We start from the raw sequence: 14587 nt of genomic DNA, 5'->3' as shown, positions 1-14587 counted from the left end.
TTAAGGGCAAAAACAATCTGCTCTTCGGTGAATCGTGACTTTTTCATCGGCACCACCTCCGTTCAGGGGAGTGTTTATCATGCCGGAATTCTGTTTCTGAATGGAGCAGGATTTTGGGTCAGGGTCACTGGTTTAATAATATATCAATCCCCACTACTAAATATTATTAATATAATGTTGATTGTGTTTTTTTAAAACACAGAACTTCGATATAAGACATATTCAAGTCTCTTACTGTAACCATACGAAAAAATTAGGATTTTACCATGAAAAAACAAAGAATAACCAAAAGGCAACACTACGTTCAACGTGCATACTTGTCTGAGTGGACTAATAATTGTACTGATAGTGGTTTATTGTGGGCTTACAGGAAACCTGAAAATAAAACGTTTCAGTCAGGATTGATGGGTGTAGGGCAAGAGAATTATTTTTATGAAATGAAGAGGCTATCAGATGTTGAGTTGATGCATTGCGTCTTATGTGCTAGGTCAAGTATTGATGTTGTAAATAATAACAAACCTTACTTTTACTTGGAAAGGAATCAGGAGATATGGAAATTAGAGGACAAAATTAAAAACAAAACTAATAAGAAAGTAATTGATGAGTTAAATCAAGAAATTAGTGATTTCAAAAAAACAGATAGGTGAGGATATTCAATCTGCATATGAAAGTAAAGGTAGAGTATTTATCAGGAAAATCATCGATGGTGAATGTTCTTTTTATTCTAATGAAAATGATCGAATAGAATTTTTCTTCTACATAGCAATGCAGTACGTTAGAACGAAAAACATTAGGGAAAGTCTTGTAAAGGTATTTAGTAATTTCGACGAATATAGTATTAAAATGGAAAGAAACGTCGATGCAGTTGTCGAACATGCTAAAAAAAATAAAATTGAAATAAACGCAGAGTTAGCAAAAGAGCAGGTAAAAAATCTTTCAGATAATTTGAATCTATATAATACAATGGCATACACTGCAATATCATCAGCAAACGAACTTGCATACGCATTTAGTGTTGCTAACAAGCTTTCACTTACCATATTACATGCGCCTTCTGGACCAAAATTTATAACCGGCGATCAACCTGTAATAAACTTGAAACAGAATGAACGTGATGAGCAGGGTAATGTTCTTGAAGTGGTTCTTTATTATCCTTTAAGTCAAGATATTGCAATTTTACTCAAAAAGGATACAGAGCATAGAGTGTATGAAGAAAATATAACGTTGGAGAAAATAAGAGAACTTAATGGTTTTGTTTTTGATAACTCATTTGAGCAAGTGTATGCTTCTTCTGAAGAAGAACTATTATCTTTAATGTAATTTATTGAGAGTTAAGTTAAAACTATTAATCCCATTTTATCTCTTTGTAATTTTTTTGAGAAAAAATGGGATGTTTTCTTAATTCCAACACTCAGATTCTGATTGGTAAGTATTAAAAATAAATACGAAAAATGGCCATTAATGTTGGAAATAACATTTTTCCATTTACATCATGCACATTTATAAGAATTCATGTTGGGAACTGATTCAATAACGATTTGGTTTACCAAGTTCAAAAGCAACATAGAACGTGATTCGCCATCTACTTCCTGAAAGATGGCTTCCAACCCTTCAAAAACCCCGTCGGTAAGCACCACTTTATCACCACTCCGTATCCCAAAACCTTCACTACTCTGGTGTCTTGGGACTCGTTCAACTAACGCATCCATGAAGCTGTCCGCAAGAGTTGCTAACTTAGTACCGAAGCGAACAAAGTGACTGACCCCCTTGTTGCTGCAAGAGTGGTCGTGTGAATGACCTCTGGGTAAAATTTCACAAACATATAGTTCGGGAAGAGTTGTTCGACGCCGTGTTTGATCTTCCCCTTAACCAAGAGCTGGCCTTCTATAACCGGATTGAAGCAATGGACCTTCTGATTTGTTAAATGTGCCTGCGCTCTACTGGACTGACCACTTTTACAATAAAGCAAATACCATTCTGCGCTCATAGTAACCTCATAAAATTAATTACTGTATATAATAACATTTTTAAATGTATACTCTAATGACATGAAAAGGAACAAAAAAATAGCGCGAACATTTAAGTAGTGCACTATTTAATCGTTTCAGTGTAGCGTAATAAATAAGGGTATACAAAGTTGTCTTACTTACCTAGACCATGGATAGAAACTCAATAAATTCAATGTTATTCATTACCGCATGAAAATGAAAAATTCAGTTCGTCTTTGATTAGAATACCTTGATCGCTAAATAACGGGATTGAGGGTTTGATTAACCTTGCCCTGGTGACAGCACCAGCATCTACAGCATAGAGTTCGAAACCCATTTTTTTGTAAAAAGTAATGGCTCCCACATTCTCATTTGTCGTCGTGAGTTTTATTTGAAACTTACCATTAGCCTTGGCATAGCGTATGACTTCGCCGATCAGCACGCTGCCAATCCCTTTCCCAGGTGTTAATGCATTTAGCGCAATAATTTCAATATATTTTTCATTTTCTTTAAAAATGCAAAACCCGTAAACCTCATCATCTTTGCTACACACAAATACAGGAAGCGAGGTAAGAATAAACTCTTCGCCGTGCACAACCATTGAATCACCGCCGCAGTGCTCCAAGATGAGAGATGTTAAAGTTGAACATGAAATTTTTTTAATAAGACGGGACTTTAACATGATACTTTCAGTTCCTTAATGTTTTAATCCTAAATAATTTCGGCTGGAAACTAATAAAAAACGTTAAAATTCAGTTGCATATATAATTCTAAAAAAACTGATAAAATTTACTTGCAGGAAAACATTATCCTTGCTAAATATTAATCACCTGTTAACAACTTGTTGTGAAGCAGGGCGATTATATCAATTCACTTTCAAAAGGAATAGAGCAATGAAAAAGACTTATGCTAAACCACGCTTGGTTCAAATCCGTCGCTCAGTATCTGCTGGCGGTCATTGATTTAAGAGTAAATAAAATGGGTGTCTCTGGACGCCCCTTTTATCGTCTGGTTTATCCTCATCGTTTAATAAAAGGATTTTGTAATGAAAGAGATATTTTTTGTTATTTCAGGCGGGGTTAAGTGGAAAGAAGTGAATGAATCTATCATTATTGAGCCAGATTACGCGCTGAACGCCACGGCGGCGTTCGTTTTCAAGAAAATAACCGACGGGCTCAGTAATGTGCAGATCGTTGACGCTTTATCGCAGGAATATGATGCCGACATTTCCGATATAACATCTGATGTTGAAAGTCTGATCCAGGAGATGCAGGAAGAGGAAATTATTGAAGATGTGACCTTGAGGAACTGAACATGCTCAGTCAAAAGGCCTGCATAAAATACAACGATTTTGTACAGAAATATCAGCGTCATATCTACCCTATGCTAGCGGCAAGAATGCAGCGACTGTGCGCCGAACGTGACGTCACAAGAGCTCTTGATTTGGGTATCGGTCCCGGCGATCTGACCGTTTTTTTCGCGAAACAGAATGTCTGTCAGATTGATGGCTTAGACATTAACCCCAGCATGCTCGAACTTGCCAACAATAAAATTGCCTCTCTGGATTTGTCCAAGCGCGTAAAGCTGGTTCAGGGCGATGTACATTCACTGCCTTATCCTGATGCGTGCTTTGACCTGATTTTTTCCTACTCCTGCTTTCATCACTGGCAAGATCCGATCCAGGCTCTGCAAGAGTGCGAGTGCGTACTGAAGGACGGCGGGGTGCTTTACTTAGTCGATACCTACCCGGATGTAAAAGCATTACTTCCCCAGTTTGAGCAACAGCTGGATGAATACTCTTACCGGGAAATTGTAAAAAAAGCGGTAGAAGAGAGTATTGGGATCTCGGCTATTGAGCAGTTCCTGGCGTGTGCCAACATGAATGAGTATGAACTTCAGCCTGTCGACTTTAGTGAAGAAGAGCTAGTGGCTGGCATTGACTATATCAATTACGACCACCAGCTCATCATTGACAGTCCACGACCAACATTGTGGGAGTTAATCTACAGGAAGCCATATGTTAACCAACAGCGAAAAGAACTATTATAGATACAGCTCATGCTGGTATTTTATGGAAACGGCCAATGCCTATTTTCTGCCGTGGCTCATCGTGTTTTTGGGCGCGGGAATGATGGATAAAACGGCAGGTGCGTTTTCTTTATTTTATATTTCCATTGTGATTGGGATCCTTGTCGCGGGATTTATCAGCCATATTATCAGTGCCAGAAAGTTAGCTATTTTTGGCTTTATCCTGCTCTCGGCCGCTGTCATTTCACTTATTTTAAACCGGCCTTCTGCGTTACCTATACTTAACGTGTATGCGTACAGTCTGTTATTTGGTTTTGGTACGGGTTTTATTAAACCCACGCTGGACAGTATTCTCCCTGATATTAATACGGGAAGAATAAAAAATATGACAATAAACACGACCACGTTAAACTATTTCTTTGGCCTGACGGGCACACTATTGTCTTATGTCCTAAGCACTGACAGCACAAAAACCTACCTGAGTATTGCGCTTTTACTCTGTGTGATGGGACTCATTTTTCTTTTTAGGATCCCTGAGAAAGTCAGCTCGGATGCGGTGAAGCCAAAATACAAAAAGGTTATGCTGGAAGCATTAAGAGAAATCGTTTCCAATAAAATGATATTACTGATGAGCATTACTTATTTTATGATTGGCGTGTGTTCGATGGCGATCTTTGTGGCCGGTGTTGCCCTGCATGTCAAGGAGTTAGATAACAGTAACAACTTTTATATCGCAGGCATGCAAATTGCCTGGTCATTAGGCGGGTTAGTGACCGGTTTCTTTGTTTTACGTAAATTGAAAATCACTAACCACAGTAGTCTTTATATCACCGGCTGGTTAATTTGCAGCTGCGGTGTCATTTTCTTCGGCCTCAGTCAGACCCCCTATCTTTGTCTGGCCTCCGGAGTTCTATGGGGCGTAGGGACCAGCATCGGGTTCTCAATGACCCGTCTGATCATCCAATCCAACACGGAAGATAAATATAAAGGGGCTATTTTCTCAAGTTTCATTCTTATCAGCTGCCTCGGTGCCGCCGTCGGTGCAAAATTATTAACCGTCATTTCCGAATCCTATTCCGCGGGTATCGCGGTCGCGACAGACGGGATGATATTTGCTGTGGTTACGCTCTGCCTGTTCCTGATGCTGCGCATGGCAGAAAAACCCAATCTGCAGAGGACGTTCAGATGAATAATGCGGTTAGTGACAATGGATTTATGTTTGGAACAGGCGGACTTCAGGGCTTTATTGAGAGCTGCTGGCCGGATAAGAATTACCACGTGTTGCATGCGCAGTTAGATGATGTGCTCAGTTTTCTCAGCCTTCCCGGATCGTTTTCCGTTGACACGGTCCTGCAGGACTACAAATCTCCGGTCATGTGTTACGGCAAGAAATTACTGGAGAGTACGGAAGGCTTGTCAGACCGCTTAATGGTCAATGCAAACAAGGCCGCGAAACTTTACGCAGAAGGCGCCGCACTGGAGTTCGATTTTGCTGATTTGGCCTATGAAAAATTGTATAAGATTGGGAAAAAACTCAAAAAAAACCTGTTATTACCCAATAATGTCTTTCATAAGGCTATCATTTACGCCGCGCACAAACAGGGAGGACTCGTCCCCCATTTCGATTCCTACGTAAACTTTGTTTTCCAAATTCAGGGGGAGAAAAAATGGTATTTTATGCCCAATGAAAATGCCCTCCGGCCCCTTGAACACCTTGACTTAAAAGACTACCCCCATCTGTCTGCAGAAATGCAGCAGTACTGGCAGGGAGAGCCACCGACGAACTTCTTTGAACAGGCGACGGAAGTCGTCCTCAAACCCGGAAGCGTTTTATTTGTTCCCCGGGGATGGTGGCATGCTACCCGCTCTGACGTGGAGACCCTTGCGGTGAATCTCACGTATTCCGTACCCACGAAGGTGGAGGTGATCCTTGATGCACTTAAAAAAGAAATGGTTAAAGATCCCGCCCTGCGTGAATATATAACCAGTGAGGATGTATATCACCCAGAGCAAATAAATGAGTCGGTTATTCTTGCCACCAAAAATCTAACCGCCGATAGTTACCAAAGCAGTTACGCCGATGTCTTTGATAATTACCAGGCTCTTAACTATGCCATCAGAAAATACATGAGTTATCTGTCATGACAGAAAATATAACGCCTCACGATTTTGACCCGCGCAGCGAAGCCATCATTTCTTATACCGTAATGCTTATTGCGCTTGGCAGAAACTTTTCCATGACGCCCGCAGATCTTTCGCGGTGGGTTTTGGAACAGGCAACAGCAAGAGGGTATGATCTTTTCTTATTTAATGGACAGACACCGACTCTTTCGGAATATGCCAGGCATTTTTCAGAAGGACGGAAGCTTCTTTACAGTGAGGTGGAAATGGTAGAAAACTCGCAGTCCATTTCAGTGATTTCGCGCTTATATATGACAGATAAAAACCATATACCTGATGCTTTTTATCTGTATGACGTCGACATTGACGTCTATTATCGCTATGTATCCGATCTTGCCCATCATCATGCCGCGATATTTGGTATCCGCATGGCTATTGAAAAGCGTGAAGGAAAGGAAATCGCCACTTTCTTTAAAGGATAACAGAATATGTGCGGAATCGTAGGGTATTATTCAAAGCACCCCGCCAGGCATGAGCGGACGTTATGGGAGTCGGCACAGAAACATCAGTTTAGAGGCCCCGATGAAACAACCCATTATCGCCATGAGGGATTCTCCGCCGTTTTCAATCGCCTGGCTATTGTTTCACGACATAACGGGTCGCAACCGTTATCGAATGAAAATGGTACCGTTATTACCTTCGCGAATGCTGAAATATATAACCATCAGGATTTAAGAACCCGGTATTCCGCTTATTTTTATCAAAATGATTCTGACTGCGCGGTGATCCCGACGCTCTACCAATGCTTTGGGGAGCAATTTGTCGGCCAGCTGGAAGGCATGTTTTCCATCGTCATTTATGACAAGCAACGAAATGAAATCTCACTGATCCGCGATCCGTTGGGTATCAAACCCCTGTTCTACAGCGTGGATGAAGAGGGGGATATTTTCTTTTCCTCTGAGGCAAAGGGGGTATTGCCGTTTCTTCCGGACAAGAATATTGATTGTGCTGAAATGCTGAATGACCCGTGGTTGCGCGGCGATGTCGGCTATGACGCCTTAAAATACCGTAACGTCTTCGCACGGGTTAAATCAGTCCCTCCGGGAAGCATGGTGAAATACAATGTGTCCACCGGAAGTATTGAGGTTGTCCGCTACTATTCCGGCACGCCGGAGAACATGCCACCGTTGACTACGCCATCCTGTTTCATTGCCGAATTCTCGAGGGCCTTTGAGGCCAGTTGCCGGCAGCAGCTCTCGCCATCCGGCCGGACAGGCATCTTGCTTAGCGGGGGGATCGACTCCATTGGCGTATTGGCCGCCCTGAAGGATGACAACGTGGTCGCATATACGCTTATCTCGCCCGGCACCGAAGAATCAGGAGACGCCAGCGGAGCCATCGCTGCAGCCGAACAGTTCGGTGTTCCGCTGCATAAGGTTTATGTCGACTCGCAAATGACGGTTCTGCCGGAGGACTGGAAAACGCTGCTGTGGGCGAGTGAAAGCCCCTACTTTGGTGCAGAACAGATTTATAAGGCTTGCATCTACTCATACATCAAAGCACATACGCCGGACGTGCGCGTGGTGCTGTCGGGTAACGGCAGCGATGAGCTTTTTGGGGGATATACCCAATCGTTTGTTTTTGATGAAGAAGATCCCTGGCTGAGCGTCGAAGAGTCGCTGCGGTATCTGAAAGAAAAATACGATCTGGAATCACCCGGATGTGTGAACCTGAAGGCCTGGCAGGAACTGAGTGACTATAAACTCTTTGACTCGGCGTTCGTCTCATCCGAAAGCCTTCTCGGCAACGAAGACTACTGGTCTTTTTATCAAAAACTAAAACGCCGCGACCTTCATGACTATAACTTACATAATGAGGATCGCATCTCTTCCCTATTTTCTCTTGAAAATCGCGTCCCCTTTCTTTCTAACCCCCTGATCAACCTGTCAGAAAGCATTCCTGACGCGTTACGGGCCACTCTGCTGCTGGATAAATCGATTGTGAGACAAGGTCTCCTGCCCACTGTAGGTGAATCCCTTGCCAGCCGAAAAAAAGTGCCGTTCTTTCATGGTGAATCTTCGGGGTTCACCGCCGGTATGCTGTACCGGAGCCTGGCCGGCAACGATTTTGCCCTGGTGCATGAAGCCTGCCGCGCGACCGTCGGGGGGCATCGTTTCCTCGAGCCTGAGGGGATGATTGCGCAGATCCAGTCTTTTTATGAAGACGCAGATCTGATTGGCATGATTAACCTTTCCCGGCTCATCAACGTCGGGTTACTCAGCCAGCTGGCGAGGGAAGGCCCTGAGCTCAACGGGTTTACGTTTGCTTCTGTCTGACGTAACGGGATTAACGGGTTCGGCCCGGATGTTGCAGACCCGACAGGTTGTTATGCCACAGGCCATCCCCAGGGATGGCCTTTCTCATGCCGCAATATCAGAACTGCGGCCGGTCAAGTGGCGGCAACTTGCGGGCCTCCTGCATTTCATCGACTTGTTGCCAGAACCGAGCCTCGTCGGTCATAAAGTACAGGCTGCGCCGTAGCGGCAGCAGCGTTTGATAGTCCAGGCCGGCGGCCTCGAAAACAGCGCATAACTGAGGGATACCCTAAGGTACTGCAGGGCATTCTCAAGGCAGTTCATGCGGTGAATCAGCTCATTACTGTCATTAAGGAAGGAAAAGTGAGTCGCCCACAGTGAGCCTGATTCGATGATGCCCTTAAGGCCATTAAGGTCGGTGTAATGAAAAATTTTCATTTGTCCACTCCCGGAAGGTCAGCTCCGGTTTGTGAAGTCGTTGAAAGAAATGGGAACAACCTAATAGCTACTTCCCTGGCCTCCGCTATGGACTGTTCCCGGGACTGCCATTCAGGATCTGCCTTCAGTATTGTGTCGGCGCGGTCCCGTAACCACTCGTAAATTCCTTCGATACGATCGAGGTTTATCCGGCGAGTCTCGATTTCTCCTTCATATTGAGGGATTTTTCTCAGCAGCGTACCAAGGACACCGCCGGTTTCAAATGGCTCAGCAGGTATGTAGTCCGTATATTCATCAAACTGGTCCAGCGTCAAATCGATGTACTCGCCGTCAAGTATGACGATGACATGACCATGAACAGTCGAATTTTCTGCCTCACGGAAAGTCTCATTCCCGCACATAAACAGAATGACAGGTTCCCCTTTTTCTCCGCAGTCTTTAAGGTATTGCACCAGGCAATTACTGGCCAGGTCACAGCTGCCGGCCGGGAAGTTTTTCAACTCACACCAGCGTTCTCCTTCTCTGCATTCTTCAGGCTGCTCTCGGGCTGCCTTCTCTAGTGCCTGACGAAACGCTCTAATGTGAAACGCGGTTTTTTCTCTCATATCTTCTCCTTCCCGTCATGGCTGGCCAGCGCATGCTGACGGGGCTGCTCGATGTTCGAGTTACTGTTGCCGGCGGCAATCAGGGCGGCGGGGTCTTCAATACGGCGGACGGTGTACGGGGATAGCGTGGTCATGAATAGACTCCGGTCATTCGGGAATGCGGTCATCTTACTTCCGGCGTGAAAAATAGATAATACAAATAATACATACAGGGGCTCACCGGTCAGATCCGGTTTCTGGTATTACCGGATCTCCGCAAAGAGGGTGGCGGCTTTTTGCGCAAAATTCGCATATGTAGGAAATATTTATTTTTAAAACACTATATAAAGTATAGCGGAGGGTTTTCAGTGCGGGCGTAAGACGCCTGAACGCGGCTGGGCGGCGTGAATCACCCGTGCTACACTTCCGAAAACGGCCTGTGGGGAATAACTCGGAACTGTGCAATGGGTGCCGTCACTAATTGCGTTCCGTGAAAATTATCAGGCTATTTTTCAGTATAGTGAGAGTGAGTTAAGTGACTATATTCTTGCTTATTATCTCCCCTTCATTTATCAGACCTGAATACCATCACTGAACGTCACCTTTCTCAATGTTCACCGGCACAATGGCCAAAGGAAGAAAAGCATGTTTGCATCGATCACCGGAAAAGAAGGGTTCGGCTATCAGTTTGAAAAGATCCGCAACGCGGTCGCCGTGTTGAACGAGAGTAACGTGCATGCGGCCACCCAGCTTGGGCTGGATATCCTGGAGCAGAAGTACGTGGAGTTTGGGCAGGAGCTGGACGCGGCCGGCGAGCTCGCGGACTGGGCGTATGACCTGGCCACCTACCGCCACGCCATAGAGGTACTGCGCGGCTATTTTACCGGCAACCCGCGCGGGCTGACCGAGCGCGATGCCCGCATCTATTACCACTACCTGGAAACCGAGCATGAGCAGTTCTGCGCGATCGCGCAGGAGATTGTGGCAGAACAAGGTGGGATGTAGGTCTGCAAGAGAGCGGAGGCGCGATGAGCAGGAAGAACAGTAGAAAAGACGCCCGGCCCGGACTGCTGGCGAGCGGCAGCGACTGGCATAACAACGCCTGCCTCAACTACATGCCAGATCATGGGACAGCGTATACCGAAGGCTACCGGAGGGCGGCGGAGATTCTCATCCGGCACGTTGACGAATCCGGTCGGGATCAGGATTTTTTGGTTTATCCGGTGGTATTTCTTTATCGGCATCATATCGAGTTACTCATCAAGCAAATTATTGCCCTGGCTCTGGGATTGGCTGATGAACCGGAAAAGTACGCCTACAAAAAGGACGACCACAATCTGAACTCTCTTTGGTCCGTTGCACAAAGACTCGTAATGGAAGTCGATGATAGTTACAGGCCGTCTGATTTTCGTCCAGTGAAAGAGGTGGTTAAGGAGCTTCACCTGGCCGATCAGCGCGCCACCGATTTCCGCTATGCCCGCAAGAATGACGGCACACGCAGCCTCGAGGGGGGCCGTTACATTAACACCCGCCTGTTTGGTGAGAAAATGGGGGCAGCTTCCGATTGCCTGGATGGAATAGACAACAGCCTGCGCTGTCTGCTGGAACGTGATGCAGACATGCGCGCTGACATCGAATAACTGCCAGCACGATTGAACGCATTACGCGATATTACTTACCTACCGGTAACTGAGGAATTTACAGACGATGACAGGTATGACGCTTTACGGCCAGCCTTCGCCGACGCAGCTCTCCACCGCCATTGACTATCCGGCCGCGCTGGCCCTGCGCCGCATGGCCCAGGCACATGGCGATATGCCGGAGTATCTGCTTGCGGTAGAAGTGGGGGCCTTGCTGCACTACCTGCCGGATTTGTATCAGCAGACCTGCATCGATACGCTGTGGAACACCGGCGCGCGCATTAACGAAGGGCTGGCCCTGACGCGGGCGGATTTTTCCCTGACCTCACCTTACCCCTACGTGTCGCTGGCCACGCTGAAGCAGCGGCAGGAAAAGGCCGCGCGCGGCCCGGGCGCGCCGTCGAAAAAGACGATCCCCCACCGGCTGGTCCCGCTGTCCGATAACCATTATCTCAACCGGCTCAACAGCATGATCGCCACGCTGCGCATTCCGCTCGAGCGTAAAAACAGGCGCACCGGCCGCATGGAGCCAGCGCGCCTCTGGGAGGTGACCGACCGCACGGTCCGCACCTGGCTGAACGACGCAGTGGCTCGCGCCGCCGGTGACGGCGTCACCTTCTCGGTTCCGGTCACGCCGCACACACTGCGGCACAGCTACGCCATGCACATGTTGTACTCGGCGTGCCGCTGAAGGTACTGCAGGGGCTGATGGGGCACAAAAGCATGAAGTCGACCGAAGTCTATACGCGGATATTTGCGCTGGACGTGGCGGCACGCCACCGGGTGCAGTTCTCAATGCCTGGCGCAGACGCGGTGGCCATGCTTAGACAGACATCTTGATGAAGAAACTTGAACACCGTTTAAATCAGCTAACCGTAAAGCATTGTTTTTCAGTGGAGAAGAAGGATGAAATTTTCTTACCGACACGGTTTTGATCCGGACTATAAAAATGAACCGATACGCGAGGATGCCCCATCTTGGCTGAAATCGATGTTCTTTGCTTCCATTCTCGACAAACTGATTTACGTGGACGGCGACAGCAGGGTTCAAAACACTGAGAACCGCCCACTAGGGATTAAAAACCTGATAGAAAGTCTTTGTGCCCAAAATGGACAGGAAACAGATCAGCAAGATTTGGACTCCTTTTATTGCCACGAGGCACTCAAAGGCATAATTCAATATCTACCGTGGTATCAATTTTATGATGCGGTTGAGATTATCGGCCAACAACTGAAGGAGAGCGATGCAAAACGCCCCTTCTCGTGGGGGCAGAAGGCCTATGAGGAACTAAGTTTTGCTTCTTACCGCCAAAAAGTGAATGACCTGTTTTCTACGCATAAAATTGAATGGAAACTCAGTGAGTCATCCAGCTTAGAGACTCCACTTCCCAGCGATCTTGAGCTTAAGATCAACCAAGCTGACGCTTCCCTTCAGGACCGATTTGAACCAGCCAGAAAACATTACGCTAAGGCTCGTTACTTTGCGTTGGGTTCGCATAAAGATCCGGAGAATTCGATTAAAGAATCTATCAGTGCCGTAGAGAGCGTATGCCGGACGTACTATCCGTCCGCTTCAACGTTGGGGGATGCGCTAAAACAAATGAGAAAGGAGAGTGTGGTCTCACCGCTTCTTATTACGGTCATAGAAAAGTTTTACGCCTATACAAATGCAGAACCCGCTGTTAGACACGGCAGTGATAAGGCGTCTTCAGTACTCGAATATGATGCTGAGCTGGCACTGCATATATCATCGGCATTCATCAGAACCATTATTCAGAGAAAGAAATAGACAGCACTACGTTAATTTTGGAGAGGTATTACCTTCAACATTTAACAGAATTAAAGCAGCGCAATTTTCTGTCTTGTATACCCAAAAAGAATAATAAAATTATAGCTGAATTTAGCTAAAGAAACTACCTAAATGACACTATGTATTGTGATATAACCTTAATGACATTTTAAGGGGCATTTATGTACATTTTTGGATATCTCAGGGCTTCAACAAAAAGTCAGGATGCTAAAAGAGCACAAAAACGGATGAAGGCATTCGCGGAGGACAATGGGCACCGAGTTGCCGCCTGGTATATCGAGAATGAGTCCGGAGCCTCGCTTCAGAGACCCGAACTCATGCGCATGCTGGATGACGCAGATAAAGGTGACGTTATCCTGGTTGAACAGGTCGATAGGTTATCTCGTTTATCAGAGGATGACTGGGGAGCGCTAAAAACAATCATTAACGAGAAGCAGCTGGCTGTCGTGAGCTTAGATTTACCCACCAGCCAAATGGCGTTAACTGATAAGAGCGGAAATGATTTTCAGGGGGCGATGCTCCGGGCTATCAACGGCATGATGTTAGACATGCTGGCCGCGATATCACGTAAAGACTATGAAGACCGCCGCCGACGGCAATGCGAGGGCATTGACAAAGCCAAGGCCGAGGGGAAGTTTCACGGACGCAGGGCTGACGAAGATTTGCATATGGTGATCATGACGCTACGAAAGAGCGGAAAGAGCCTGGCCGACGTCGCCCGCATCAGCGGCGCGTCGCTGAGTACGGTTAACCGGGTCTGCAAGAAACTACGTGAAGAGGCTGAATAGATGCTCATAGGGCAGGTGAGGGCGGTTCCTGGCTACTTTGAAAGAATGACCCCGTTTAGCATGGACGTGCTGAAATGCGTGGCCCTGATCGCCATGCTTATCGATCATATGAATGACATTCTGTTGTCGCCCTCGAGCCTACTGCTCTACGCCGTTGGCCGCATGGCCATGCCGCTGTTTGCGCTTATCTTTGCGTTCAACATGGCGAAACAGCCGGGCCGTGCTCAGGAACTGGCGAAGCGGCAATGGAAGTGGGCGATCATTACCCAGCCCTTCTTTGCCTTTGCCTTTTATGGCCATCAACCCTGGTACGCGTTGAATATCTTATTTGTCTTTTCCGTGTGCAGCCAGCTGATCGCGTGGGTCTATTCCCGGACGAAGTATTCCTGGATAAAAAGCATTCTGCTAATCGCCCTTTTCGCGTGGCCACTCTCATTGGCCAGTTATGGGTTAGCGGGTATTGTCTTTGTGTTGATCTCAGTTCTGATGCTAGCCAGCATAACACCAGGAAGAGTAGCTCTATTACTTTGGGTTATATCACTGATCAGTTTAAATGCTGCTTCATTGATGACAGTGCCGATAATTGAAGTGGTCGTTTTCGCCATTATACCCACGCTGTGTTTACCGCTATTTGTGCTGACTTTAACCGATAGCATTGAAGTAACAGGGAAACGCTTTTTACCGCGACAAACTTTCTACTGGCTGTATTGTGGGCATCTGCTTGTATTGGGAATAATAGCAGTTTTACTCAGATATGGGGTTATATGAAAAACCAAATGTATGGATACATTCTGTAATAAATACTTTTCATGATTAATTCGGCGGTAAAACCCATAAAAAGCATTAAATTCAAGCAGTTAATTTATCAATAAATAT

At 46.1% G+C, this 14587-nt stretch carries 18 protein-coding genes and 2 pseudogenes; 15 read left to right on the top strand and 5 right to left on the bottom strand.

All coding sequences use genetic code 11. The features are described from left to right. The 3 genes from J1781_RS01315 to J1781_RS01305 all read left to right on the top strand — a co-directional run. Nucleotides 1–195: hypothetical protein (locus tag J1781_RS01315; protein WP_217233108.1), on the top strand; the 195-nt coding region annotated here is incomplete at its 5' end. A 71-nt stretch (nt 196–266) separates the two neighbouring features. Continuing rightward, on the top strand, nt 267–647 hold the full coding sequence (locus tag J1781_RS01310) for a DUF4238 domain-containing protein (RefSeq protein ID WP_217233107.1): 381 nt from the start codon (nt 267–269) through the stop codon (nt 645–647). Next, entirely contained in the window at nt 622–1320 is a 699-nt protein-coding gene (locus J1781_RS01305) for a DUF4238 domain-containing protein (protein ID WP_217233106.1), read from the top strand. Before J1781_RS01310 ends, J1781_RS01305 begins: the two co-directional genes overlap by 26 nt. A gap of 170 nt (nt 1321–1490) precedes the next feature. On the opposite strand, the pseudogene rfaH reads toward J1781_RS01305, so the two are convergent. Together rfaH and J1781_RS01295 are read right to left on the bottom strand one after the other, a co-directional pair. Further along, nucleotides 1491–1987, bottom strand: a pseudogene (gene rfaH, locus J1781_RS01300) (transcription/translation regulatory transformer protein RfaH). 197 nt (nt 1988–2184) lie between these two features. After that, the gene (locus J1781_RS01295) at nt 2185–2670 is read right to left on the bottom strand and encodes a GNAT family N-acetyltransferase (RefSeq protein ID WP_217233105.1); all 486 of its coding nucleotides are present in this window, start codon (nt 2668–2670) and stop codon (nt 2185–2187) included. A gap of 363 nt (nt 2671–3033) precedes the next feature. On the opposite strand from J1781_RS01295, the gene J1781_RS01290 reads away from it, so the two are divergent. From J1781_RS01290 to asnB, 6 genes are read left to right on the top strand one after another with little or no spacing between them, the layout of a single operon-like run. After that, the gene (locus J1781_RS01290) at nt 3034–3300 is read left to right on the top strand and encodes a PqqD family protein (protein WP_217218601.1); all 267 of its coding nucleotides are present in this window, start codon (nt 3034–3036) and stop codon (nt 3298–3300) included. A gap of 2 nt (nt 3301–3302) precedes the next feature. Further along, nucleotides 3303–4037, top strand: coding sequence for a class I SAM-dependent methyltransferase (locus J1781_RS01285; RefSeq protein WP_217233104.1), 735 nt, complete (start codon nt 3303–3305; stop codon nt 4035–4037). Nucleotides 4038–4059: 22 nt separating this feature from the next. After that, nucleotides 4060–5205 carry an MFS transporter gene (locus J1781_RS01280; RefSeq protein ID WP_217233103.1) on the top strand — a complete coding sequence of 382 codons (1146 nt, stop codon included), beginning with the start codon at nt 4060–4062 and terminating at the stop codon, nt 5203–5205. Continuing rightward, a complete protein-coding gene (locus tag J1781_RS01275; protein ID WP_217218641.1) occupies nt 5202–6161 on the top strand; it encodes a JmjC domain-containing protein in 960 nt (319 codons plus the stop codon). Before J1781_RS01280 ends, J1781_RS01275 begins: the two co-directional genes overlap by 4 nt. Further along, nucleotides 6158–6619, top strand: coding sequence for a hypothetical protein (locus J1781_RS01270; RefSeq protein WP_217233102.1), 462 nt, complete (start codon nt 6158–6160; stop codon nt 6617–6619). Before J1781_RS01275 ends, J1781_RS01270 begins: the two co-directional genes overlap by 4 nt. Nucleotides 6620–6625: 6 nt before the next feature. Next, complete coding sequence (gene asnB / locus J1781_RS01265) at nt 6626–8473, top strand: asparagine synthase (glutamine-hydrolyzing) (RefSeq protein ID WP_217219030.1); 1848 nt, start codon at nt 6626–6628, stop codon at nt 8471–8473. Between the two features lie 180 nt (nt 8474–8653). Here asnB and J1781_RS26095 read toward each other — a convergent pair whose 3' ends face one another. Genes J1781_RS26095 through J1781_RS01250 form a run of 3 tightly spaced genes read right to left on the bottom strand, consistent with a single transcriptional unit; the run spans nt 8654 to nt 9629 of the window. Next, on the bottom strand, nt 8654–8890 hold the full coding sequence (locus tag J1781_RS26095) for a hypothetical protein (RefSeq protein ID WP_238483097.1): 237 nt from the start codon (nt 8888–8890) through the stop codon (nt 8654–8656). Beyond that, nucleotides 8887–9495 (bottom strand): hypothetical protein, encoded by a 609-nt coding sequence (locus J1781_RS01255; RefSeq protein ID WP_238483096.1) that lies wholly within the window; start codon nt 9493–9495, stop codon nt 8887–8889. The genes J1781_RS26095 and J1781_RS01255 overlap by 4 nt, the downstream gene beginning before the upstream one ends. Beyond that, the gene (locus J1781_RS01250) at nt 9492–9629 is read right to left on the bottom strand and encodes a hypothetical protein (protein ID WP_217147097.1); all 138 of its coding nucleotides are present in this window, start codon (nt 9627–9629) and stop codon (nt 9492–9494) included. The genes J1781_RS01255 and J1781_RS01250 overlap by 4 nt, the downstream gene beginning before the upstream one ends. A 490-nt stretch (nt 9630–10119) precedes the next feature. On the opposite strand from J1781_RS01250, the gene J1781_RS01245 reads away from it, so the two are divergent. The 6 genes and pseudogenes from J1781_RS01245 (at nt 10120) to J1781_RS01220 (ending at nt 14479) form a co-directional block, all read left to right on the top strand. Next, a complete protein-coding gene (locus tag J1781_RS01245) occupies nt 10120–10479 on the top strand; it encodes a hypothetical protein (protein WP_217219029.1) in 360 nt (119 codons plus the stop codon). 23 nt (nt 10480–10502) lie between these two features. Beyond that, nucleotides 10503–11114: a hypothetical protein gene (locus tag J1781_RS01240; RefSeq protein ID WP_217233101.1), complete on the top strand. Its 612-nt coding sequence runs from the start codon at nt 10503–10505 to the stop codon at nt 11112–11114. A 67-nt stretch (nt 11115–11181) separates the two neighbouring features. Then, nucleotides 11182–11954, top strand: a pseudogene (locus J1781_RS01235) (tyrosine-type recombinase/integrase). Between the two features lie 66 nt (nt 11955–12020). Continuing rightward, nucleotides 12021–12902 (top strand): AbiJ-NTD4 domain-containing protein, encoded by an 882-nt coding sequence (locus J1781_RS01230; protein WP_217219027.1) that lies wholly within the window; start codon nt 12021–12023, stop codon nt 12900–12902. 182 nt (nt 12903–13084) lie between these two features. Then, a complete protein-coding gene (locus tag J1781_RS01225) occupies nt 13085–13711 on the top strand; it encodes a recombinase family protein (protein WP_217219026.1) in 627 nt (208 codons plus the stop codon). 60 nt (nt 13712–13771) lie between these two features. Continuing rightward, nucleotides 13772–14479: a TraX family protein gene (locus tag J1781_RS01220; RefSeq protein WP_217233100.1), complete on the top strand. Its 708-nt coding sequence runs from the start codon at nt 13772–13774 to the stop codon at nt 14477–14479. Nucleotides 14480–14587 lie beyond the last annotated feature (108 nt).

Source organism: Rahnella perminowiae, from assembly GCF_019049695.1.
GTDB classification, from domain to species: domain Bacteria; phylum Pseudomonadota; class Gammaproteobacteria; order Enterobacterales; family Enterobacteriaceae; genus Rahnella; species Rahnella perminowiae.
The sequence above is the reverse complement of the archived record's forward strand: the minus strand, read 5'-3'. Positions and strand labels throughout refer to the sequence as shown.